The organism is Sphingobium sp. Ant17 (assembly GCF_000588875.1).
Taxonomy (GTDB): domain Bacteria; phylum Pseudomonadota; class Alphaproteobacteria; order Sphingomonadales; family Sphingomonadaceae; genus Sphingobium.
Map to the genome: position 1 here is coordinate 1 of NZ_JEMV01000066.1, position 23,466 is coordinate 23,466.

The window sequence follows — 23,466 nt, forward strand, 5'->3', positions numbered from 1 at the left end:
CGCACCCCTCCGTCTGGCCTGCGGCCAGCCACCTCCCCCGCAGGGGGAGGATTTTTAAGCTATCCCCGCCCGCTGCCGGACAGTCTGCTTCAATATGTCGAGCGGCATGGCACCCAGCGTCAGCACGTCATGGAAAGCCTTGATGTCGAAGGCGTCGCCCTGTTTGCGCTGCACTTCCGTGCGCAGGTCGTTCCAGACGGTGTGGCCGATCTTGTAGCTGCAGGCCTGACCCGGCCAGACGGTATAGCGGTCGATTTCGCCTTGGCTGCGGCCGCGCGCGATGCCGGTGGTGGCGATGAGGTAATCGGTCGCCTTTTCGCGGCTCCAGCGTTTGACGTGCAGGCCGGAGTCGACGACGAGGCGGGTGGCGCGGAAAAGGAGCGACTGGAGATAGCCGACCTGGCCCAGTGGATCGCCCGCATACATGCCCATTTCGTCGGCGAGCTGTTCGGAATAGAGCGCCCAGCCTTCACTATAGCCGCTATAGCCGCCGCGTCGGCGGATCATCGGGATGGCGTCGGATTCCAGTGCGACCGACACCTGAAGATGATGGCCCGGCACGGCCTCATGATGGGTCAGGGTCGCAAGCCCGAATTTGGGCCGGTCGAACGTGTCGCGCAGGTTGATATAGTAGATGGCCGGGCGCGAGCCGTCGAGCGAGGCGTTCTGATAATAGCCGCCCGGTGCGCCCGCCTGGATCGTGACCGGTACGCGGCGGACCTCGACCGGGGCCTTGGGCACGGTGTTGAAGGCTTCGCCAAGCCGCTTTTGCATGGCGATGATCTGGACATTGAGTTGGGCGAGCAGCGCTTCGCGGCCTTGTTCGGTATTGGGGAAAAGCTGATCGGGGCGCTGGTTGAGCGCAACGAGGCGATCGCCGACGCTGCCCTGGCTCATGCCTTCGCCTTTCAGGATCGTGTCGATCCGGGCGCTGATCTGCGCGACCTGATCAAGGCCGATCTGGTGGATTTCATCGCCGGTGAGCGCAGTGGTGGTGGCTGCTTCGGCCGCGGCAGCGTAAAAAGCCTCGCCTTCGGGCAGGCGCCACACACCCGCGTCATGGGTCGCCTTGGCGCGGAGATCTTGCACCAGGGCGCGCTGGCGGTCGAGCGCGGGGAAGATCTGGTCGGTGACGATCTTTTCGGCCTGTGCGGCGCGTTCGGGTGGCAGGCCTGCGGCGGCGAGTTTCTTCACGAAGGAGGCGACAAGGACGGTCTGCGCGGCGGGCTGATCGCGCAGCGACGCCTGCATCTTGAGCGTCGTGTCGAGAATATAGTCGGGCGCGAACACGCCCTTGGCCGCATCCTCTTTCTGCCGGGCCAGTTCCCCGTCCATGGCGGCCGGGAAGGCTTCGAGGCGGGCGAGATAGGCGTCGGCGTCGGCCGCGTTGGCAACGCGATGCTGTGAATCGAGGAAATCGGGGATCTCGCGATAGCTGCCGGTGAGCTGGCTTAACACATAGGGGGCGTAGCGGCCCGCCGTCTCGCCATAGCCGAAGCGTTCGCCGCCGACTGTGCGGTCGAGTTGATAGGTGACGACGTCATAGTCGAGTTTCGAGGCGTCGCTGAGGGATTTGCGGTCGATGGTCGCGAGTTGCTTCGCCTGCGCCTTGCTGCGGGCGAGGTCGCGGGCGACCCCGGCGGCGGAGGTGTCGCTGAGCTTGCCGCGCAGCGCGGCGCGCTCGCCGGTGTCGAGGCCAAGGCGGGTCGCCTGTTCGGGCGAGTCGGCGAGCCGTTCATAGAAGAAGCCGTCGAGCATGGCGCGCAGCCGGGCGTCGGCGGAGCCAGCTTGGGCAAAGGCGGGGGCGGCGGTGGCGGCGGTCAGCGCGGTGGCACCGCTGGTGGCGAGAAATTGGCGTCGGTTCACGACTATAGCTCCGCAAATCGGGGGAGGGCGGCTAGGGGGCCGCCCGTGATGCTCCCTTGTGGCGCGATCCCAAGGGCTTGGCTAGGGGCAGTCCGGTGCAAAGCCACTGGCGCTATACGCTGCGATGTCGATGGGATAAGCGACGGCCGCCTCCAAGGGAGACTTGCCATGGCCTACACGCTGATCACCGCGAACCGCAATTATAGCAGCTGGTCGCTGCGCCCCTGGGTGCTGATGAACGCGCTGGGCATCCCGTTCATCGACCGGGTCGAGCCGTTTTTGCAGGCGACCAATTATGCGGCCTTCCGTAGTTTTTCGCCGACGGGGCAAGTGCCCGCGCTGATCGATGGCGAGCGGACGGTGTGGGATTCGCTGGGGATCATCCTGTATCTGGCCGATCGCCATGCCGAAGTCTGGCCGCGTGAGGAAGCGGCGCGCGCCTGGGCGCAGTGCGCGGCGGCGGAGATGCATAGCGGCTTTGCGACGTTGCGGAATGATTGCACCATGAACATTGGGGTGCGGGTGGAACCGCATCTGCCCTCGCCCGCGCTCAACAAGGATATCGCCCGGCTGACAGAGCTTTGGGCGGAGGGCCTTGCGCGCTTTGGCGGGCCGTTCCTGGCGGGGGACGCCTTTACCGCCGTCGATGCCTTTTACGCGCCGGTTGCCTATCGGGTGCGGACCTATGGGCTGGATGTCGGCCCGGCGGGACTGGCCTGGGTCGCACATATGCTGGCGCTGCCCGCGATGCAGGCGTGGGAGTCGGCGGCTCTGGCTGAAACCTGGCGCGAGGACAGCCATGAGGCCGAGATCGGTGCCGCCGGGCGCATCGTGGCGGATTACCGGGCCGTGTAACTTTCTTGCCCGCGTGGCGGAGAAAACAAAAGATAGCATCGGCTTTCCCCCTTTTCCCCCTGCCGTTACGGGTCTAGGGGGGAGGCACTATGGTTAAACCCCGCACCCTCTATGAGAAGATCTGGGACGCGCATGTCGTGGAGCGCCGCCCGGATGGTACTTGCCTCATCTATATCGACCGGCATCTCGTCCATGAAGTGACGAGCCCGCAGGCGTTCGAGGGACTTCGCCTTGCCGGGCGCAACGTGCGGCGGCCCGACCTGACGCTGGCGGTGCCGGATCATAATCTGCCCACGACCCCGCGTCGCGACGCCGATGGCAAGCGCATACCGATCGCCGATCCGCAGAGCGCGCAGCAGCTGGAAGCGCTGGAACGCAATGCGCCGGAGTTTGGCGTCCGCCTGATCGGCGACGCCGATGTCGAGCAGGGCATCGTCCATGTGGTGGGGCCAGAGCAGGGCTTTACCCTGCCAGGCACGACGTTGGTGTGCGGCGACAGCATACCAGTTCGCACGGTGCCTTGGGCGCGCTGGCCTTCGGGATCGGCACGTCCGAGGTCGAGCATGTGCTGGCGACCCAGACCTTGCTGCTCAAGCAATCGAAGGCGATGGCGGTCGTGGTCGAGGGCGAACTGGGCTTTGGCGTTACCCCCAAGGATGTCGCGCTGGCGATTTGCGGACGGATCGGCACGGCGGGCGGGACCGGCTATGTCATGGAATATCGCGGCTCCGTGTTCCGCGACATGTCGATCGAGGGGCGGCTGACCGTCGCCAACATGTCGATCGAGGCTGGTGCGCGGTCGGGCCTGTTTGCGCCGGACGAGACGACTTTCGCTTATTTGAAAGGGCGTCCGATGGCGCCCAAGGGTGCGGATTGGGATGCGGCGGTCGCCTGGTGGCGTACGCTCGTCACCGATGAGGGCGCTGTCTTCGACAAGACCGTGGTGATCGACGCGGCCGACATCGTGCCGACGGTGACCTGGGGCACCAGCCCCGAAGATGTTGTCGCAGTGACCGGCGTGGTGCCGGATCCCGATAGTTTCGAGGATGCGTCCAAGCGGGCGGCCGCGCAAAAGTCACTCGACTATATGGGGCTGACGGCCGGACAACGGCTGGCCGACGTGGCGGTGGAGCATATCTTCATCGGCAGTTGCACCAACAGCCGGATCGAGGATTTGCGCGCTGCGGCGGCGCTGCTAGACGGTCGCCGGATTGCGAGCGGCATCAAGCATGCCATGGTCGTGCCAGGGTCGGGCCTCGTCAAGCGACAGGCGGAGGCCGAAGGGCTGGATCGCATTTTCGTAGCGGCCGGGTTCGAATGGCGCGAGCCGGGCTGTTCGGCGTGCCTGGGCATGAACCCGGACAAGGTGCCTGCGGGCGAGCGCTGCGCATCGACTAGCAACCGCAATTTCATGGGCCGTCAGGGACCGGGCGCACGCACGCATCTGGTGTCGCCTGCCATGGCTGCGGCGGCAGCGCTCACCGGGCGTCTGACCGATGTGCGCGAATTATTGAAAGACCAAGAGGGGATGACGTTGTGAAAAAGATATTCTGGCTGTTGACGCTGGGCGCGCTGGCGAGTGCCGCGATGGCCGCGACGCTCGGCCGGGCCGAAGATCTGACCGCAGCGGAAGCCAAGCAGGCGCGCTGATGGAGAAGCTGACGACCGTTGAGGGGAAGGCCTATCCGTTCGGGATGAAGAATGTCGACACCGACATCGTCATCCCCTCGCACTGGCTCAAGACCATTTCGCGCACCGGCCTTGGCAAGGGCGCGTTCGAGGTGTTGCGCAAGGAGCCCGGCAATGTCTTTGACGATCCGGCCTATGCGGGCAGCCCGATCCTGATCGCGGGCGACAATTTCGGTTGCGGGTCGAGCCGCGAACATGCCGCCTGGGCGCTGGGTGACCTGGGCATCAAAGTGGTGATCGCGCCGAGCTTTTCCGACATTTTCTCCAGCAATGCGTTTTAAGAACGGCATCCTGACCGTGGTGCTGCCGCAGGCGGCGATTGACCGGCTGATGGCGGTTGCCCAGACCGACGAAATCCATGTCGACCTGGAGCAGCAGACGGTCACGACGCAGTTTCAGGACCGATTTGCGTTTGAGATCGATCCGTTCCGCAAACATTGCCTGCTGGGAGGCCTGGACGAGATCGGCCTGACGTTGGGCGATGCGGACGGGATTGCCGTCTATGAAAAGAGCGTCGCACAGGATCGTCCGTGGATGATCCCCGCCGTTGCGTAATTGCGCGCTTCTGCCTATCTGATTTTCGATATCCGCTTTCAACAGGGCTTTTGGGCATGACGACTTTCGACGATCGCGAACGGGCCTTTGAAAATATGTTCGCGCATGACCAGGAAATGCAGTTCCGCATCCAGGCGCGGCGCAACCGGCTGCTCGGCGAATGGGCCGCAGCCAAGATGGGTCTGACGCCGGAGGAGACCGACTCCTACGCCAAGGCCGTGGTGCAGGCCGATTTCGAGGAAGCCGGCGACGAGGATGTGATCCGCAAGCTGGTCGGCGACATGACCTCGGCCGGGATCGAGATTGACGAGCCAGGCGTTCGCGCCGCGTTGGAAGAGCAAGCGGTCGTTGCCCGCCGCATGTTCATCGAAGCACAGTAAGGCCGCCTGCGATGCCGATGGCCGCCGACGAAATCGCGGATATGATCCGCGCCGCCATTCCCGACGCGCAGGTCGAGATTACCGACCTGGCCGGTGACGGCGACCATTATGCCGCGCGTGTGGTGGCGGAAAGTTTCCGGGGCATGAGCCGGGTGGCGCAGCAACGCGCCGTCTATGCGTCGCTTGACGGGCGGATGGGGGGCGTGCTGCACGCCTTGCAACTGACCACGGCGGTTCCCAACTAACACCGCATGGATAGTATGCGTCGGCCTATTGCGACGCCAGACAGGAATGGACTTTCGATCATGACCGACGCCGTGCATCAGCGGATCGCCGACCTTGTGGGTGCCCATGACGTGGTGCTTTTCATGAAGGGCACGCCGCTCTTTCCGCAATGCGGCTTTTCCAGCCGCGCCATCGCGATCCTGGAACATCTGGGCGTCGCCTATGACACGGTGGACGTGTTGCAGGATCAGGCCGTGCGGCAGGGGATCAAGGCCTTTTCCGACTGGCCGACCATTCCCCAGCTTTATGTGAAGGGCGAATTTGTCGGCGGAAGCGACATCATGATGGAAATGTACGAAGCGGGCGAGTTGCATCAGCTGATGACCGATCAGGGCGTCGCCGCTGCGAACTGATCGCGTCAGATATGATGAGTTAGAAAAAGGCGGTCCGGTTCGGGTCGCCTTTTTCGTGCCTGATAGTATTGCCCGATGCGCCGTCGCATTTCTGCGTTGACTACGCATGTAATCGCTGCGATTACAGATGTAGTTGAGCAGGAGGCGCGGGCGCGTGGCGGATATAAGCGAGAAGATCAGCGAAGCGGAGTTGGTGGTGATGGAGGCGCTGTGGGAACAGTCGCCGCAGACCGCCACCGATGTCGCCGACCGCGTCGCCGCTGCGCGTGACTGGAGCGTCCCGACGGTCAAGACCTTGCTGTCGCGGCTGATGTCCAAGGATATCATTGCCGCCGACCAGGATGGTCGCCGCTTTCTCTATCGGCCGAAGGTGGCGCGCGATGATTATGTTGCGGGCGAGTCCGGGCGACTGGTCAATCGCCTGTTCGGCGGTCGCATTTCGCCGCTGGTCGCGCAGCTGGCGAGCCAGGATCAGTTGACGGCGGAGGATATCGCCGAACTGGAGGATATCCTTAAGGGGCTGAAATCATGAGCGTCTGGATCGTCGAAACGCTGATCGCCACCAGCTTGCTGATGGCGCTGGTGATGCTGCTGCGCCGCCCGGTCGCGCGCTGGCTGGGAGCGGGGGCGGCCTATAGCCTCTGGCGTTGCCGTTGCTGCGGATGGTTTTGCCGGTGCTGCCGCAGGAGGTGGCTGCGCCTTCGCCGCTGCATATCGCGGTCGATCAGTCTGGTCTGCCCGGATTGCTGGCGCTGTCAAACGACCCGCAAGCGGCATCGGCGTTGGGTTTTCCCTGGCTGGAAGCGGGGATCGCGCTCTGGTTCATCGGGTTGCTGGCGTTTCTGGTGATCCAGGCGGTGGGCTATATCCGCTTCCACAGCCATATGCTCGATGGCTCTGTGCTGATCGGGCAGGAGGGCCGCATCCGCACGATCGCCAGTCCACAGGCGTCGGGACCGCTGGCCTTTGGCGTGCTGCGGCCGATGATCGTCCTGCCGGTCGATTTCGCCCAGCGCTATGAAGATCTGGAGCAGGAAATGGCGATGGCGCATGAGCGCGCCCATCATGAGCGCGGCGACCTGCTGGCCAATATGATCGCGCTGCTGCTGCTTGGCATCCATTGGTGCAATCCGATCGCTTGGGTCGCCTATCGCGCCTATCGCGCCGATCAGGAAACCGCGTGCGATGCGCGCGTCCTCTCGCTCTATGGCCGCGATCAGGCCCATGCCTATGGCCGCGCCATCCTGAAAGCCGCAGGCGGGCGGCAATTCGTCGCCGCCTGTCATCTCAATCGCATTGCTACACTCAAGGGGAGGCTTGCCATGCTTTCGCACCATGAAATCTCACTCCAGCGGATCAGCTGGGGCATGGCGGCTGTCGCCATCGTCACCGCCACGGGCCTCGCGCTTACGGCATCGGGCAGCCGCGCCGCGCAGCAGATGGCGGCGATCAGCGAGACCGTCGAATCCGCCGATCTTGCCAGACTGGGCGATCTGGTCGCCCGGCCCGCCGCCGCCGCCATGCCGGAGGTTCCCGCCGCTGCAACGGTCCCCGACGTACCGACCGCTGCGACCATCGCGGCCGAAACCGCGCCGATGACGCCCGTGCCGCCAGAGCCGATCGTGCCTGCCGCCGACATGATCGCGCCGGTGCCGCCCGTGCCCCCCGCGCCGCCGGTGACTTGGCGCGAGGAAAAGGCGCGCATCAGCGTAAGCCGTGCCGACCAGTGGGGACAGACTCATGGCATCCCCACCGAGGCCGATATTGCCCGGATGGTGCCGGTGGTGGATGTCCGCAAGGGCTGCGACGGCGACCGGACGGTCAGCCAACGCGAGACGGTGGACAATAATGGCCGCCGTGCCATCCGCATCCGCATCTGCGAGGCGCAGATCGAAGCACAGGCGCTGCGATCGGCTCGTGCCGGATTGATGAAGGCGCGGGCGAAGGTGGAACGGGCCACGCATATGTCCGATCGTATTCGCGCCGACGTGCTGCGCGATCTGGACGAGGAAATCGCGCAGATCGACGGTCAGCGCAACTGATCGCGCGCCGTCAGCGGCTGAGGATGCGCGCCACGGCTACGAAATCCTCGACGCTGACGGTTTCGGCGCGGCGCTGCGGGTCGATGCCGACGTCCACCAGCGCATCAAGCGCGCCGGGTAAGCCTTTGAGGCTCTGGCGCAGCATCTTGCGACGCTGGCCGAAAGCGGCAGCGGTGAGCCTTTCGAGCATCTTGAGCTGGACGCCGTCCGGGGCAGGTTTCGCGGTGATATGCACGACCGCCGACATGACCTTGGGCGGCGGGGTGAAGGCGCTGCGATGCACCTTCATCGCAATCCGCGCCTCGCTGCGCCACTGCGACAGGATGGCAAGGCGGCCATAATGGTCCGTGCCGGGCTGAGCGACGATGCGTTCGGCCACTTCCATCTGGAACATGAGCGTCAGGCTGGACCACCAGGGCAGCGGTTCCCACGCCGCCGACAACCAGCCGACGAGCAGGGGCGTGCCGACATTATAGGGCAGGTTGGCGATGATATGCGCACCGTCACCAGCCTCGGCGCGGGCATCGACTTCCATGGCGTCGCCGGACATCACACGCAGCTGGCCGGGAAAGGCGTCCTCCAGTTCGGCGAGCGCAGGCAGGCAGCGACGGTCGCGCTCGACCGCGACAAGTCGCGCGCCCGCGCGCAGGATGGCGCGAGTGAGGCCGCCGGGGCCGGGGCCGACCTCGAAGGCAGGCTGGCCATCCAAAGGGCCGGGAATGGCGGCAATCCGGTCCAGCAATTGTTCGTCGAGCAGGAAATTCTGACCCAGCGCCTTGCTGGCAGCAAGGCCATGGCGCGCGATCACATCGCGCAGGGGCGGCAATGCCGGGCGGGTGTCAACCATAAGCGATGCGCGCGCGGGCGGCGGCTTCGGCCATGCGGATCGCGGCGATCATGGCGCCCGGATTGGCGCTGTCGGTCCCGGCGATACCGAACGCGGTGCCATGATCGGGCGAGGTGCGGACGATCGGTAGGCCCAGCGTGATGTTCACGCCATCGTCGAAATTCAGCGTCTTGATCGGGATCAGCGCCTGATCATGATACATGCACAGCGCGACGTCATAGGTTTCGCGCGCGCGCGCGTGAAACATGCCATCGGCCGCCAAGGGGCCGACAATGTCGATACCCTCGGCGCGCAGCTGCTCGATCGCGGGGCGGATGATCTCAATTTCCTCGCGGCCCAGTGCGCCATTTTCCCCGGCATGGGGGTTAAGGCCCGCCACCGCGAGCCGGGGCCGCGCAATGCCGAAATTCTTCTGCATCCCCTTAGCCGTGGTGAGCGCGCGGGCGCGGATCAGTTCGCTGGTGAGCGCTGCGGGGACATCGGCCAGTGCAATATGGATGGTGATCGGCACGACCTTGAGCGACGGCCCGGCTAGCATCATTACGGCATTATGGGCGGATACGCCGCAGCGTTCGGCGACAAATTCGGTCTGACCCGGATGGGTGAAGCCGACGCCATATAGCTGTTCCTTGCCGACCGGCGCGGTGACGATGCCAGCGGCCGAACCGGAGCGGGCGAGGCCGACCGCGACTTCCAGCGCCTGAAACGCGATGCGCGCGCCATCGACGCTGGGCGTGCCGGGCACGATTTCGCCCGCCTTGGCGATTTCGAGACAGGGCAGGCCGGTGGCGAAGGCTTGTGTTGCCTCTTCTGGCGCGCTGATCGGAATGATCGGGCCGAGCCAGACGGCGCGCAGCGCGGCGGGATCGCCCACCGCGAAGAAGGGCGCAAGCCCGCGCGCCTCGCGCATCACCCAGCTTTTCGCGACGATCTCCGGCCCGATTCCGGCCGGATCGCCCAGCGGCACCGCAAAGGGCGCTAGAGGGGTGGCCTCAATTATATTCGATCACCGCGTCGCGACGCAGATCGCGCAGATAGATGCGCGCACGCCGGTTGACCCGCTCCTCTTCCAGCTGGGCCTGAATCTGTTCGGCATTGGGCGCATTGGCCGATGCCGGATCGTCGCGACCGCAAACGATCAGCACGCGCACGCCTTCGGTAATGGAGCCGAAGGGCGGCGTGGCTTCGCCGACTTGGAGGTTGAGGAGAATATCCTGCAACTGGGGCGGCAGATCGCGGATCTTCACATTGTCGTTATCGACCACGTCGGCCCCGACCCGCGCGCCTACTTCGTTCGCCTGGCCGCAGCCTTTGATCTCCTTGATCGCGGCGGCGAAGCTGGCGGCCTTGGCACTGGCCTGCTCCTTGGTCGTGCCTTTGGGGAAGAGCACGGAAAGCTGCTTCAGGCTAAGCAGCGAATCGCGCGGATCGGCGGTCAGCACCTTGCGCTTGTCCATGACGTAGAGCAGCGACACGCCCCCCACCGTTTCGATAGGACCAGCAATCTGGCCGACCTGCATTTCGGCAGCAGCCTGCGCCAGTTCTGGCGGCAGTTGTGCGGGGCGCACCCAGCCCAGGTCGCCGCCGACCGCCGCCGTCGAGGCTTCGGAGAACTGGCGAGCATAGGCAGGGAAGCTGCCACCCTGCTGAATCTGTTGAATGATGTTGCGCGCATTGGCGATGATCTGCGCCCTGTTTTCCGGGGTTGCCGACAGGTAGATTTCGCCGATCCGATATTCGTCGCTGCCCTTGGCGGCGTTCAGCCGGTCGACCACCGACTTCACTTCATCTTCCGACACGTTGACGAAGGGCTGGACATTGCGGCGGAGCAGGCGGCTCCAGGCAAGTTCGCCCTCAATCTGGCGTTTGATGCTGGCGGCCGAGCTGCCCTGCGTGCGCAGATAGGCTTCGAACTGTTCTGGCGACTGGCGGAAATTCGCCGCGACCCGCTCATAACTTTGCTGGATTTCGGCCGGATCGATCTTGATGTCGTTGGCGGCGGCTTCCTGAATCTGGAGCGTTTCGTCGATCAGGTTGCGCAGCACCTGCAGGCGCAGCCGCTCTTTTTCTTCCGCTTCCACCTTGCCGCCATTGGCGGTGATGATCAGCGCGAGCCGCTGGTCAATGTCGGTGCCGGTCAGGATGCGGCCATTGATGATCGCGGTCGCCTTGCGGACGTTGGGGTCGCTCTTGCCAAAGACGGTGACATCCTTGGGCAGGTTGAGCTGCTGGTTCGCGACCTCGCCGCCGTCATCGACGGTCTGCGCGACGACGCCCTGGACCCCCATGCTCAACAGTGCGCTGGAGGCGAGCGCAGTGCGCAGCCCAGAGCGAAGGGAATGGCGGATGCGGTAAGGCAGGAAAACCAAGGGCAGCATCGTCGGCAAAAATCTCCAATACGGTCCTGCGCCAATGCGCGGGTCCGCCTTAACCAGTCCTGACGGGACGCGGGAACGGCTGATCCTTATATACCAATATTACGGAAAGCTAGCCGTAGCTGGAAGCCATTGCCCTTTCGCGCGTCGCCATTGGCCACATAATCGCGGCGCCAGGTGATGCCGAGCGTCAGGCAATCATCCTCATAAGCGACGCCCAGCCGGTGGCGAACCGGCTGATATCCGTCCGATGCGCTCAGCGGATCTTCCTTGGCATCGGTCAGGTCGATGACGGTGGAGCCGAAGACCGACCAGAAGCGGGCAAGCTGCACCCGGCCGCCCAATCGCACTTCCTCGCGGTCCTGCAAATCCTCCAGCGTCGCGTCGGCATCTCGATTGAGACGGAGATAGCCGACCATGAAATAGGTGCTTTTGCTGCCAATCGTTGCGTCGACTTCGTTGCGGCGGACCGCCAGGCTGTTCTTGTCGAGCCGGAAGCGATGGGTGAGGCTGACGAAATCCTTGTAACGCGCCGTCGCCCGGCCGACGATGTCAGAGGTGCGGCCGGACAGCCCGGTGCCTTCGGGCAGAATGCTTTCCCGGTTGGTCAGGCGATAGCTTTGCCCGACGATGGTCTGGAGCGAGAAGTCGGACAGGGCCAGGCTATATTCGAGGCCATAGGTGATGCGGGTCGAATCTTCGAATCGGTCATAACCAGCGAAACGATTGAGCGCGAAAAGATTGCTGTCCTCCAAGTCGACGGCGCGGGCATCTTCATTGGGCAGCGACAGATTGGCGAGGTGCGGCGCGGCGACGATCTGGATGCGCGGGGCGATGCGTTGCACGCCGCCGAACGCTTCGCCGACGAAGGGCCAGCGCATGTCGACGGCGGCGGCGGCGATGCCGCGTCCCTGCCAGCCCGGACTGCCTGCATAGCTCGCGACCGATGTCAGCGCATTGTCGCTGCTATGATAGACATCGCCGCGCAGATAGCCGGTGAAAGTCACCTCCTGGCCCAGGCCGGTCAGCGTGCGCAGATTCCATTCGGCGGCGGCAAAGGCGCGCTGCGTATCCTGTCCATGGGTGCGGGTAATCGCCAATGTGTTGGCCTGCAACTGCAGCACGCCGCCCAGCAGCGGATCCTTCAGCCGTAGCCGATAGTCGATCAGCGGCAGGGCGATCGGGGTCTGACCCTGGGAATCGCCAGCGCGCAGCGTTTGCACCGCCCAGCCGCGAATCGAGAAATAGCTGTTGTCGCCGATCCGCTGCGCACCCAGGGTCGAGCGCAGTCGATCGTCACGGCTGATGTCGTAGCGACGAAGAAATGTGCGGTCGGAGGCGAAGCGGACCGACCCGTCCAGGCTCCATTCCGGCGTCAGCTGCATCGCGCCGGTGGCGTCGAGATAGCCACGGATATCCTTTTCCGCTTCGCCTGGCAGGGTGCCGATCGGGCTGTCGCCGGTCGCCACGCGGCTGCCATAGGTCAGGAAGCCGGTGGCTGATAGGCACCGCGATCATAGAGGTGGCGGTAGTTCCCCTCCAGCATCGGCAACGCGTTGGTGTAGATGTGCGGTGTGATGGTGAGATCGCGATTGGGCGCGAGCTTCATATAATAGGGTAGGGCGACTTCGAAGCCGTTATTACGATCGTAGCGAAAGTTCGGCATCAGCAGGCCGTTGCCACCCCCTTCGCCGACCGGATGGGACAGGCCGGGCAGCGGAATGAGTGGCAGGCCGAACAGCTCGATATTGGCGTTGGTGTAGCTGACTCGCTCGCGCGTCGGGTCATAGACGACCTTGACCGCGTTGATCTGCCAGGTCGGTTCCTTGGGGCAGCCCTTGCTGTCTTCGACGGCGCAGCCGGTATAAGCGGCGCGGTTGAGCGTATAGATACCGTTGACGCGCGTCCCCGTTGCCGATGCGAGGCGGCCGCCCGACTGCAGCACCAGCAGCGTATTGTCGACCATACCGTCCTTGAGCGTATCGGTCACGTCGAACCGGTCGCCATAGGCGATATTGCCGTCCGCATCGGTGAGCGACACATTGCCCTGTGCCTCGACCTTGCCGGTATCGCGGTCCCACACCACCTTGTCGGCGCGTAGGCGGTTGCCTTCGCGCAGCAGCTGGACATGGCCGCTGGCGGTCACAACCTCCTGATTGCTGTCATATTGCAGCGCGTCGGCGGCGAATCCGATCTGGTCGTCGCTGGTGGGTACGGGGGCGTCGGGTGCGCTGATCGGCGTTTGCGGCTCGTTGAGCTGTTGCGCCATAGCCTGCGGGGCCAATGCCAGCAGGGGCATGGCGCTGCCCAGCAACAGGGCGGAACGAAACGGGGAAAGGGACGTGACCAACAAAGACAGCCTCAAAACCGGGGGCGCATATCGCCCCGCCTATCGCATTGCTTCGCCCGCGCCGCAATCATGCGACCCCGCTCTTTTGCGGTAAATCGGTCGAACGGCTTTGCCAGACACGGTTCGCCGCACTATCTGACGACTATCAGCGGGCCAGACGCCCCCAAAGCCGTTCCCATAGCAAGAAAAGGTCCATCCATGGATATCGCCATCAGCCCGACCCGTCCCGACACCGACAGCCTCGCCTTTGCCGTGGCAAAGGGCGCGCTCGCCAGCCTGCCACTCGCCGCATCCGCGACGCTGGTGGCAGGGGCCGCCGCGGCGCGCTTCACCGGTGAAACCGGAACGAGCTTCGAGAGCTTCGTGGAGGAAGACGGCAAGCTGTTGCGTGTCGTGCTGGTGGGAACCGGCAGCGGGAGCGACGCCGATATGGAGCGGGCCGGCGGCGCGCTCGCGGCCAAGCTGCTGAGCAGCGGCGCGACCCATGTCGCGGTGGAATGTATCGGTGATGTGACGGGCGAGGGCGCGGCGCGGCTGGGCTTTGGCGCGCTGTTGCGTAGCTGGCGGATCGACACTTATCGCACCAAGATGCCGGAAAAGGCCAAGCCTACGCTGGAAACGGTGACGATCGTGTCGACCGATGCGGGCGCGGCCTGGGATCGTTGGGCAGCGGTGGCGGCGGGCGTTGCCTTCACCCGTGAACTGGTGTCGGAGCCCGCCAACATCCTTTACCCCGAAAGCTTCGTGGAACGCTGCCGCCACTTGGCGGATCTGGGCATCAAGATCAGCGTGCTTGATCGCGCGGCGATGGAAGAATTGGGCATGGGGTCGCTGCTCGGCGTGGCGCAGGGGTCGGTGCGCGAAGCGCGGCTGTTGGCAATGGAATGGGACGGCACTGGCGGCACGGCGGCCAAGCCGGTCGTGTTCGTCGGCAAGGGCGTGACCTTCGACACGGGCGGCATTTCGATCAAGCCGGCGGCCGGCATGGAAGACATGAAGTGGGACATGGGCGGCGCAGGCGCGGTCGCAGGCGCGATGAAGGCGCTGGCCGGGCGCAAGGCCAAGGCGCATGTCGTGGGCATTTGCGGCCTGGTCGAAAACATGCCCGATGGCAATGCGCAGCGGCCCGGCGACATCGTGACCTCCATGTCGGGGCAGACGATCGAAGTGCTCAACACCGATGCTGAAGGGCGACTGGTGCTGTGCGATGCGCTGACCTGGGCGCAGAAGATCTATGCGCCGGAGGTTGTCATCGATCTGGCGACCCTGACAGGCGCGATCCTGGTGTCGCTGGGCGATCAATATGCGGGTCTCTTCTCGAACGACGATGGCCTGTCCGATGACCTGATCGCGGCGGGCAAGGTGAGCGGCGACGAATTGTGGCGCTTCCCGCTGTCCGACGCCTATAACAAGCTGATCGACAGCCCGATCGCCGACATGAAGAATATCGGCGGGCGCTATGCCGGGTCGATCACTGCCGCGCAGTTCCTCAAGCGTTTTATCGACGATGGCGTCAAATGGGCGCATCTCGACATTGCGGGCATGGTATGGTCCGACAAGCCCGGCGCGACATGGGACAAGGGCGCGACCGGCTATGGCGTGCGTCTGATCGACCAGTTGGTGGCGGACAAGTTCGAGCAGTAAGATGCCCCCACGCCCGTTCGGGCTGAGCTTGTCGAAGCCCTGTCCTTCTGCGCAAAGAAGAAGAACGGCCCTTCGACAGGCTCAGGGCGAGCGGGGTTAGGATTTTACGATCATGCAGGTCGATTTTTACCAGCTAAGCCGCGATCCGGTCGAACAGGTGTTACCCGCCATAGCGGCGCGCATCCTGGGGCTGGGCGCGCGGCTGCTGGTGGTGGCGGATGCGGCCGATCGGCGGGAGCGGATATCGCAGGGGCTGTGGGCCGGGCCGCCTGAGAGTTTCCTGGCCCATGGGCACGCGGGCGAGGGGAATGAGGGCGTACAGCCGATCCTGCTCGCCCCGACCTGTGTAGCCGCCAATGGCGCGCGGCATGTGGCGCTGGCTGATGGCGTGTGGCGCGACGAGGCGCTGGAATTTGAGCGCGCCTTCTACTTTTTTGACGCCGATACGATTGATGGCGCGCGCGCAAGTTGGCGTATATTGTCGAAGCGCGAGGGCGTCGAGCCGCGCTTCTGGCGGCAGGAGGGCCGCAAATGGGTGCAGGGGCCATAGCGCTGCCTCTGGTTTAAGCCTCTTGCAGCGCAGCACGGCCCCGTCTAAAGGCGCGGCCAGCATTCCCACACATTCGGAGTATCGAGGGCCATGGCCGTCACGCGCACCTTTTCTATCATCAAGCCCGACGCGACCCGTCGCAACCTGACCGGCGCCGTCACCAAGATGCTGGAGGAAGCGGGCCTTCGCGTCGTTGCTTCCAAGCGCATCCGCATGAGCCGCGAACAGGCCGAAGGCTTTTACGGCGTCCACAAGGAACGCCCCTTCTTCGCCGACCTCGTCGCCTTCATGATTTCCGGCCCGGTCGTCGTCCAGGTGCTGGAAGGCGAAAATGCCGTGCAGCGGAACCGCGACATCATGGGCGCGACCAACCCGGCCAATGCCGATGCCGGCACGATCCGCAAGGAACTGGCCGAATCGATCGAAGCCAATTCGGTCCATGGTTCGGACAGCGAAGAAAATGCCGCGATCGAAATCGCCTATTTCTTCAAGCCGGAAGAGATCGTCGGCTAAAGCCCCGATCCTTTCGAGCGGAAAAAGCCCGGCCCTTCCACGAAGGGTCGGGCTTTTTCGTGGGGCCGCGTCAGTTGCGCGCGGTGACGACTGCGGCCCAGCGCGCGTCAACCCGCGCGGCCGGGGACGTGTCGATCTCGCGCGTAACGAGCGAAAGGCCGCGCAGGGTCACATCATGGCCCGACAGCCAGCGACCCGAAATGCCATAGCCGATATCGTAGATGGCGCGATCCTCGCGCGCTTCGCCATTCACGACGAAGCGGGTGGTAATGAACACCGGCAACTGTTCGTCGCCTACGCTATTGTCGGGCAGCTTCGCCTTGTCCCGCGCTCGCTTGAGGGCATTTTCGAACCATCGCGCTTCTATCCGTGGTTCACCCGTGGTGGACACAGGCGCGATGCCCAGCGCGGCGGGGAAGAGAAAAGTCTGGCTTTGCACGATCTGGTCAGTGGCGGCCGGGGTCAATATCAGCCGATCGTCGCTATCCGCACGGGCGTTCAATATCAGCTTGGCGGCGCGGGCGGACGCCTGGCGGCTTTCGATTGCCTTTTCCGCGCGCTCATCCTGCTTGTTCGACCAGTTGAGATAGAGGGTCAGTCCAGAAATGCTGACTGCCAGCAGTGCGAGCATCTCGCCCAATGTGATCCACCGGCGGCGAATCGCGGCGGCTTCCGCCGCGCGCGCTTCCTTGGGGGCGTTGGGCGAAGGGTCTTCGGGCGTATCCGTCATCGCCTTACGCCACCTGTGGCGGCACCTCGAACTTGTCGATCACCCAGTCCTCCGCCTGTGCCCCGCCAATCCATTCCTGCATCCAGGGATGGGCGATGATCGCCTGCATATAGGCCTGGGCGAAGCGGGCGACGGGCAGTTGGTAGGTGATGAAGCGGGTGACGACCGGCGCGAACATCACATCGACGGCGCTAAATTCGCCCAACAGAAATTCGCCCTCGCCTCCGTGGCGCGCACGAGCCTGCGCCCAGAGTTGCATCATCCGGAAGATATCCTGCGCGACCGGCTCGGAGGGCGGCACAGGGTCATAGATGCGGCGGATGTTCATGCTATGCTCGCGGCGGAGTGCGGCAAAGCTGCTATGCATTTCGGCTGCCATTGAACGGGCCATGGCGCGCGCGGCGGGATCGGTCGGCCAGAACAGGTCGCCGCTGGTCTTTTCATTGAGATATTCGATGATGGCGAGGCTGTCCCACACAACGATATCGTCGCCATCCCACAAGATCGGCACCTTGCCGGAGGAGGGGGCAAACTCGTCGCCCTCGCGCCGCTTCTCCCACGCCTCGTCATAGAGGGGGACGACGACTTCCTCAAAGGGCAGGCCCGACAGCTTGCACGCCAGCCAGCCACGAAGCGACCAGCTCGAATAGGCCTTGTTACCGATAAACAGCTTCATCATGCCGCCCCTCTTAGACGGGAGCGACGCGCCAAGTCGAGCAGGAAGAAGGAGTTGGAGGCCCGAGCCGGAATCGAACCGGCGTGCAAGGATTTGCAGTCCTCTGCGTAACCACTCCGCCATCGGGCCATCCGCTGGTGGGTGGCCGCAAATGTGCGGCTTTGGTGGCAAAGTCAAGCGGCAGTGCAGCGGTCCACCCCAAGAATCTCGCGCGCCGCCATGTAAAGCCGCTTGGCGCGGGGCGCGCGCTGATTTAGAGGTCCGTTGATCCCCTTACTGTATTGCATTGCCAATACAGTTGTGCCAAGCCCACTGGACCAAGCGAGAAACTATCGTGACCGAGCAGAAACATTCTTCGATGCGGGCCGCCATGGTCGAAAGCCAGTTGCGCACCAGCGACGTCAACGACCCGCGCGTTATTGCAGCGATGGCGAAAGTGCCGCGCGAGGATTATGTGCCCGCGCATCGCCGTGCCATGACTTATATCGATCGCGCTATCCCGCTGGATGGTGGGCGGGCCATCAATCCGCCGCTGGCCACCGGACGGCTGTTGACCGAAGCGCAGATTGTGCCGGGCGACAAGGTGCTGCTGATCGGCGCGGCGACCGGCTATTGCGCCGCGCTGCTGGCCGAATTGGGCGCGCAGGTGGTGGCGGTCGAGGAAGAAGGCGGGCCAGAAAGCGTTGGTGCCGTCGTTTTGCGCGGGCCGTTAAGCGCTGGTGCCGCAGATAGCGCGCCCTATGACCTTCTGTTCATCGACGGGGCGGTGGAGGAAGTGCCCGCTACGCTCGTTCAGCAGCTTGTCGACGGTGGACGGGTGGTTACGGGCCTGGTCGAGCGGGGCGTGACGCGCCTGTGCAGCGGTCGCGTGGGCGGCGGCGTGTTGGGCCTTTCCAGCATCGCCGACCTTGAGATGGTAGTGCTGCCGGGCTTTGCCGCGCCGGAACGGTTCGTTTTTTGAGACAGGGATCATGACAGCAAAGCGACATTCTCTTGGGCGGGCCACCGCTACAGCCTTGCTGTTATTCTCCACGGCGCTGGCGGGACCGGCCATGGCCGAAACGCTGCAGGGCGCTTTGGCCAAGGCGTATGCGTCCAACCCGACTCTGACCGGCGCGCGTGCCGGGCAGCGGGCGACGGACGAAAATGTGCCGATCCAGAAGGCGGCGGGGCGTCCCGGTGCCGATGTGACCGGCACCTATTCCGAAAGCATCCTCAAGCCCACCATCAGCTTCACCTCCCCCCAGCGGACCGTGAACGCGCAGGCGCAGCTCAATGTGCCGCTCTATGCTGGCGGCGCGGTCCGGAACGGCGTTAAGGCCGCCAAGGTCCGGGTCGAAGCAGGGCAGGCGAATCTTCGCGGCACGGAAGCCAGCATCTTCTCGCAGGTTGTTGCCGCCTATATGGATGTTATCCGCGACAGCGCGATCGTGTCGCTGAACTTGGCGAACGTGAAAGTGCTGGACGTCAATCTTCAGGCGACCAACGATCGCTTCGAGGTGGGCGACCTGACCCGCACTGACGTCGCGCAATCCCAGTCACGGCTGGCGCTGGCGCAATCGGACCTGCAAACCGCGCAGGCGAACCTGATCACCAGCCGCGAAAATTACATCGCGCTGGTCGGCAGCGCGCCGGACGATCTGGTGCCGCCACCCGCGCTGCCGGGTCTGCCCGCGACACCGCAAATTGCCGTACAGGTCGCGCTGGCAGATAACCCGGATATTATTGCCGCCGAAAAATCCCGCGACGCGGCCCGTTATGACGTGAATGTGGCGAAGGCCGGTAATCTGCCGACTCTCTCGGCCTTCACCCAAGCGGGCTATACCAATTATCTCGACACGCTGGAAAATGGCACGGTAGGCGGCGGATCGCAGATCAACAAGCAAGCCCAGGCCGGCGTTCAGCTCAGCATTCCGCTGTATCAGGGTGGCAGGGTTGCGGCGCAGGTGCGCCAGCGCCAGGCGCAACTGTCGCAGACGATGGAGCAGGAGATTGAGACCGAGCGCAGCGTGATCTCGCAAACGCGGGCTGCCTATGCCAGTTGGCAGGCGTCGCTCCAGACGATCGAATCGAGCCAGAAGGCGGTCGATGCCGCCAGCCTGTCGCTGGAAGGGGTGCGGGCAGAAAATTCGGTGGGCAGCCGGACCATCCTCGACATTCTGAACGCCGAGCAGGAATCGCTCAACGCCCGCGTCCAGCTGGTGTCGGCGCGGCGCAACGCTTATGTCGCAGGGTTCAGCCTGCTGGCGGCGATGGGCCATGCCGAAGCGGATGATCTGGGTCTGGAAGGCGGCGCGCTCTATGACCCGATGGTCAATTATGACCGGGTGAAGGGCAAGTGGTTCGACTGGGATTATGGCCAGGCGCCTGTGCCCACCGCGACGCGCACCGTTGACAGCGTGCCACAAAACGCCAATGTGAATCCCGAAACGGCACAACAGCCCTGATCGAGCGTAGTTAAGGGCCGGAAAATTGGGGGCAACATGGGCGATATGAGCAAAGAACCCTCGATGGAAGAGATACTCTCCTCCATCAAGCGGATCATCGCCGAGGAGGGCGAGGAAGCTGTGCAGGCGACACCACGTCGTGTCCGCACCGATGCAGCAAGGCCGGTGACTGCGCCCGTCGATCTGGATACCGATGGAATATTGGAACTGACTGAAGAGGTCGGTGTAGAGGACGTGATGCCTGCTCCCAAAGCCACGGCGGCCAAGCCCGTCACCGCCAAGCCTGCCGTTTCCACAGGCGGTACGCCCGCTGCTGAAACGATCCTTTCGGTCGAAAGCGAAGTGGCTGCGCGCCATTCGCTGTCGGCCTTGTCTTCCATGCTGATCGCGCCGCAGGATGGTGGGGACAATACGCTGGACGGGCTGGTTCGCTCGCTGCTCAAGCCGATGCTCAAAGAATGGCTCGATGCGCGGCTGCCCACGCTGGTGGAAGAAATGGTGGCCAAGGAAATCGCGCGCATCACCGCACGCTGAATTTTCCGCGCAAATGTCCTGATGCGGTTACGGCAATCATGCTATGATCCAACCAGCTTGAAAAGCTGGGGGGGGTATGACGGCATGATGGTCTTGATTGCGGCAAGCGCCTTTGTCGGAACGCATTTTCTGTTGTCCCATCCGCTCCGCGCGCCTCTGGTCTCACGCTTGGGTGAGAAGGGTTTTCTCGGCCTCTATTCACTGGTCGCGGCGATCACGCTGATCTGGATGATCGTCGCCTATCGCGCGGCACCGGTCACGCCGATGCTCTGGCCAGTCGGCGATCTGCCATGGGCGCTCGCCACCCTCATCATGCTCATCGCTTCCATCCTGCTGCTGGGATCGCTGGTCGGTAACCCGGCGATGCCTAATCCCGACGGCGCGATGGCGGTCCCGGCGGAGGCGAGGGGGGTGTTCGCCATCACCCGCCATCCGATGCTGTGGGCGTTCGCACTGTGGGGGCTGGCGCATATCATGGTCTATCCTGTCGCGGCGAACATCATCGTGTCGGTCGCGATCATCCTTTTGGCGCTAGTCGGTGCGGCCTTGCAGGACCGCAAGAAGGAGGCGCTGACCCCTGAGGCCTGGCGGCAATGGGAATCGCGGACAAGCTATTGGCCTTTCGCCGCGATCCTGGCCGGGCGCGCGCGGTTCGGGCGGTTCGGCATGCATGCGCTGGCGGGCGGACTGGTCGTCTGGCTGGCAGCGACCTGGGCGCACATACCGCTGGCAGGCTGGCCAGCCGGCATATGGCGTTGGTTCGTCTGATCTTTCGGCTGGAATGGGGCGGCAAGGCGCATTAAGGCGCGGGGATGACCGAACTGCCCAAAACATTCGACCCCGCCGCAATCGAAACCCGCTGGTACGCCCATTGGGAAGATAATGGCCTGTTCCGCCCGGAGCGTCCGGACGCGCAGCCCTATACGATCGTCAATCCGCCGCCCAATGTGACCGGCAGCCTGCATATCGGCCATGCGCTCGACAATACGTTGCAGGACATCATGATCCGCTACGAGCGGCTGCGCGGCAAGGACGCTTTATGGGTGGTCGGCACCGACCATGCGGGCATCGCGACGCAGATGGTGGTCGAGCGGCAGATGAATGCGAAGGGCGAAAAGCGCACCGACTATAGCCGCGACGAATTTATCGCCAAGGTCTGGGACTGGAAGCAGGAAAGCGGCGGCACGATTACCGGCCAGCTGCGCCGGCTGGGCTGTTCGATGGACTGGAGCCGCGAACAATTCACCATGGACCCGCATTTCAGCAAGGCCGTGGTCAAGGTGTTCGTGGAACTGCACCAGCGCGGCCTGCTCTATCGCGACAAGCGCCTCGTCAACTGGGATCCGCATTTCAGATCGGCCATTTCCGACCTGGAGGTAGAGACCAAGGAGACGCAGGGCGGCTTCTGGCGCTTCCGCTATCCGCTGGCCGATGGCGTTCGCCTAGCCGACGGGTCGGACCATATCGTCGTCGCGACGACGCGGCCGGAAACGATGCTGGCCGACATGGCGGTCGCTGTCCATCCCGACGATCCGCGCTATCAGAGCGTGATCGGCAAGGAGATTCTCCAGCCGATCACCGGGCGACGGTTGCGGATCGTGGGCGATGATTATGCCGACCCGGAACTGGGGTCCGGCGCGGTCAAGATCACGCCGGGGCATGATTTCAACGATTTCGAGGTCGGCAAGCGCGCGGACATCGCTGCGGGCCGGATGCTCAACATGTTCGATGCCGACGCGAATGTCGTGCAGACAGCGGACGGCCTGGTGCCCGACGCCTATCTCGGCCTGCACCGCTTCAAGCGCGATGGCGTGGATGGCGCGCGCGAGGCCGTGGTTGCGGAGATGAAGGCGCTGGGCTTCCTCGTGCCGCACGTCACCAAGAATAAGGAAGGCGAGGAAGTCGCCGCCGACTTTGAACCGCGCACGATTCAGACGCCGTTCGGGGACCGCTCCGGCGTGGTGATCGAACCCTGGCTGACCGACCAATGGTATGTCGACGCGGCCAAGCTGGCTGTCGCGCCGATGGAAGCCGTGCGGGACGGACGGATCGAAATCGTCCCCAAGACGTGGGAAAAGACGTTCTTCAACTGGATGGAAAATATCCAGCCTTGGTGCGTGAGCCGCCAACTTTGGTGGGGGCATCGGATTCCGGCGTGGTTTGGGCCAGCAAAGGATGGCGATAAGTTGTCATCCAATATTAGTGACACGAGTCAGAATAAGGCATTCGTGGCTGAGTCTGTCGAGGATTTGATCCCGCAGCTAAATGATTATTACGGTGGGGAATGTGAACCTGTCGAGCTGGATAGCTGGAAAAATTGGCGGTCATTTACGCTTTCGTTGCTTGATGAGGGTTTTCGCAAGCAGCATGGCCATAAAATTCCCTTGGTTCGCGACCCCGACGTCCTCGACACCTGGTTCTCCTCGGCGCTGTGGCCGTTCGGGACGCTGGGCTGGCCGGAAGAAACCCTCCCCTCCCTTCAGGGGAGGGGCCGGGGGTGGGGGCTGTCAACGCAGCTCAGCCTTTGGGGTACGTCCCCACCCCAACCCTTCAAACGAGTCACGTGCCTCGTTTGAACCTGAAGGGGAGGGGCTTAGTGGAGCGCCATTACCCCAACGATCTCCTCATTTCCGGCTTCGACATCCTGTTCTTCTGGGACGCGCGGATGGCGATGCAGGGGATGGAGTTCATGGGGGGACTGCCATGGCGAAAAACTCTATCTCCACGGCCTCGTTCGGGCGGCGGACGGGCAGAAAATGTCCAAGTCCAAGGGCA

Annotated in this window: 18 protein-coding genes, 1 tRNA gene and 5 pseudogenes; 16 read left to right on the forward strand and 8 right to left on the reverse strand. The window is 64.0% G+C overall.

What is annotated here, in order from left to right; translation table 11 throughout:
* Nucleotides 1–54: 54 nt before the first annotated feature.
* Nucleotides 55–1,866 carry a DUF885 domain-containing protein gene (locus tag BF95_RS20440; protein WP_043153970.1) on the reverse strand — a complete coding sequence of 604 codons (1,812 nt, stop codon included), beginning with the start codon at nt 1,864–1,866 and terminating at the stop codon, nt 55–57.
* A gap of 168 nt (nt 1,867–2,034) precedes the next feature.
* Between BF95_RS20440 and BF95_RS20445 the strand changes: the two genes are divergently transcribed.
* The 8 genes and pseudogenes from BF95_RS20445 (at nt 2,035) to BF95_RS20480 (ending at nt 8,025) form a co-directional block, all read left to right on the forward strand.
* Nucleotides 2,035–2,721, forward strand: a complete 687-nt coding sequence (locus tag BF95_RS20445; protein ID WP_043153972.1) for a glutathione S-transferase family protein — start codon at nt 2,035–2,037, stop codon at nt 2,719–2,721.
* An 89-nt stretch (nt 2,722–2,810) separates the two neighbouring features.
* A pseudogene (gene leuC, locus BF95_RS20450) lies at nt 2,811–4,261 on the forward strand (3-isopropylmalate dehydratase large subunit).
* A gap of 109 nt (nt 4,262–4,370) precedes the next feature.
* A pseudogene (leuD, locus tag BF95_RS20455) lies at nt 4,371–4,965 on the forward strand (3-isopropylmalate dehydratase small subunit).
* Between the two features lie 56 nt (nt 4,966–5,021).
* Nucleotides 5,022–5,345, forward strand: coding sequence for a DUF1476 domain-containing protein (locus BF95_RS20460; RefSeq protein WP_043153974.1), 324 nt, complete (start codon nt 5,022–5,024; stop codon nt 5,343–5,345).
* A gap of 11 nt (nt 5,346–5,356) precedes the next feature.
* On the forward strand, nt 5,357–5,590 hold the full coding sequence (locus BF95_RS20465; protein WP_037475732.1) for a BolA/IbaG family iron-sulfur metabolism protein: 234 nt from the start codon (nt 5,357–5,359) through the stop codon (nt 5,588–5,590).
* Nucleotides 5,591–5,650: 60 nt separating this feature from the next.
* Nucleotides 5,651–5,983 carry a Grx4 family monothiol glutaredoxin gene (grxD, locus tag BF95_RS20470; RefSeq protein WP_043153975.1) on the forward strand — a complete coding sequence of 111 codons (333 nt, stop codon included), beginning with the start codon at nt 5,651–5,653 and terminating at the stop codon, nt 5,981–5,983.
* Nucleotides 5,984–6,146: 163 nt separating this feature from the next.
* Nucleotides 6,147–6,515: a BlaI/MecI/CopY family transcriptional regulator gene (locus BF95_RS20475; RefSeq protein WP_043153995.1), complete on the forward strand. Its 369-nt coding sequence runs from the start codon at nt 6,147–6,149 to the stop codon at nt 6,513–6,515.
* A pseudogene (locus BF95_RS20480) lies at nt 6,512–8,025 on the forward strand (M56 family metallopeptidase). The gene BF95_RS20475 and the pseudogene BF95_RS20480 overlap by 4 nt, the downstream one beginning before the upstream one ends.
* 10 nt (nt 8,026–8,035) lie before the next feature.
* Here BF95_RS20480 and rsmA read toward each other — a convergent pair.
* From rsmA to BF95_RS20500, 4 genes and pseudogenes are all read right to left on the reverse strand, one after another.
* Nucleotides 8,036–8,872: a 16S rRNA (adenine(1518)-N(6)/adenine(1519)-N(6))-dimethyltransferase RsmA gene (gene rsmA / locus BF95_RS20485; protein WP_043153976.1), complete on the reverse strand. Its 837-nt coding sequence runs from the start codon at nt 8,870–8,872 to the stop codon at nt 8,036–8,038.
* Entirely contained in the window at nt 8,865–9,872 is a 1,008-nt protein-coding gene (gene pdxA / locus BF95_RS20490; protein WP_043153977.1) for a 4-hydroxythreonine-4-phosphate dehydrogenase PdxA, read from the reverse strand. Before pdxA ends, rsmA begins: the two co-directional genes overlap by 8 nt.
* Nucleotides 9,865–11,250: a peptidylprolyl isomerase gene (locus BF95_RS20495; RefSeq protein ID WP_043153978.1), complete on the reverse strand. Its 1,386-nt coding sequence runs from the start codon at nt 11,248–11,250 to the stop codon at nt 9,865–9,867. Before BF95_RS20495 ends, pdxA begins: the two co-directional genes overlap by 8 nt.
* 86 nt (nt 11,251–11,336) lie before the next feature.
* A pseudogene (locus BF95_RS20500) lies at nt 11,337–13,546 on the reverse strand (LPS-assembly protein LptD).
* Nucleotides 13,547–13,795: 249 nt separating this feature from the next.
* On the opposite strand from BF95_RS20500, the gene BF95_RS20505 reads away from it, so the two are divergent.
* The 3 genes from BF95_RS20505 (at nt 13,796) to ndk (ending at nt 16,304) form a co-directional block, all read left to right on the forward strand.
* A complete protein-coding gene (locus BF95_RS20505) occupies nt 13,796–15,241 on the forward strand; it encodes a leucyl aminopeptidase (RefSeq protein ID WP_043153979.1) in 1,446 nt (481 codons plus the stop codon).
* A gap of 112 nt (nt 15,242–15,353) precedes the next feature.
* Nucleotides 15,354–15,791, forward strand: coding sequence for a DNA polymerase III subunit chi (locus BF95_RS20510; RefSeq protein ID WP_043153980.1), 438 nt, complete (start codon nt 15,354–15,356; stop codon nt 15,789–15,791).
* Between the two features lie 90 nt (nt 15,792–15,881).
* Entirely contained in the window at nt 15,882–16,304 is a 423-nt protein-coding gene (gene ndk / locus BF95_RS20515; RefSeq protein ID WP_043153982.1) for a nucleoside-diphosphate kinase, read from the forward strand.
* 70 nt (nt 16,305–16,374) lie between these two features.
* Here ndk and BF95_RS20520 read toward each other — a convergent pair whose 3' ends face one another.
* The 3 genes from BF95_RS20520 to BF95_RS20530 all read right to left on the reverse strand — a co-directional run bounded on the left by BF95_RS20520 (nt 16,375) and on the right by BF95_RS20530 (nt 17,839).
* Nucleotides 16,375–17,034: a hypothetical protein gene (locus BF95_RS20520; protein WP_043153983.1), complete on the reverse strand. Its 660-nt coding sequence runs from the start codon at nt 17,032–17,034 to the stop codon at nt 16,375–16,377.
* A 4-nt stretch (nt 17,035–17,038) separates the two neighbouring features.
* Nucleotides 17,039–17,713, reverse strand: coding sequence for a glutathione S-transferase family protein (locus BF95_RS20525; RefSeq protein WP_043153986.1), 675 nt, complete (start codon nt 17,711–17,713; stop codon nt 17,039–17,041).
* A 52-nt stretch (nt 17,714–17,765) separates the two neighbouring features.
* Nucleotides 17,766–17,839: transfer RNA gene (locus BF95_RS20530), tRNA-Cys, on the reverse strand.
* Between the two features lie 205 nt (nt 17,840–18,044).
* On the opposite strand from BF95_RS20530, the gene BF95_RS20535 reads away from it, so the two are divergent.
* The 5 genes and pseudogenes from BF95_RS20535 to BF95_RS20555 form a co-directional block, all read left to right on the forward strand.
* Nucleotides 18,045–18,671 carry a protein-L-isoaspartate O-methyltransferase family protein gene (locus tag BF95_RS20535; RefSeq protein WP_043153988.1) on the forward strand — a complete coding sequence of 209 codons (627 nt, stop codon included), beginning with the start codon at nt 18,045–18,047 and terminating at the stop codon, nt 18,669–18,671.
* Between the two features lie 10 nt (nt 18,672–18,681).
* Nucleotides 18,682–20,157: a TolC family outer membrane protein gene (locus BF95_RS20540; protein WP_043153990.1), complete on the forward strand. Its 1,476-nt coding sequence runs from the start codon at nt 18,682–18,684 to the stop codon at nt 20,155–20,157.
* Nucleotides 20,158–20,193: 36 nt separating this feature from the next.
* The gene (locus tag BF95_RS20545; protein ID WP_043153991.1) at nt 20,194–20,691 is read left to right on the forward strand and encodes a DUF2497 domain-containing protein; all 498 of its coding nucleotides are present in this window, start codon (nt 20,194–20,196) and stop codon (nt 20,689–20,691) included.
* Nucleotides 20,692–20,778: 87 nt separating this feature from the next.
* Complete coding sequence (locus tag BF95_RS20550; RefSeq protein WP_200867021.1) at nt 20,779–21,459, forward strand: NnrU family protein; 681 nt, start codon at nt 20,779–20,781, stop codon at nt 21,457–21,459.
* Nucleotides 21,460–21,503: 44 nt separating this feature from the next.
* Nucleotides 21,504–23,466 (forward strand): annotated as a pseudogene (locus BF95_RS20555) (class I tRNA ligase family protein); the annotation flags it as partial.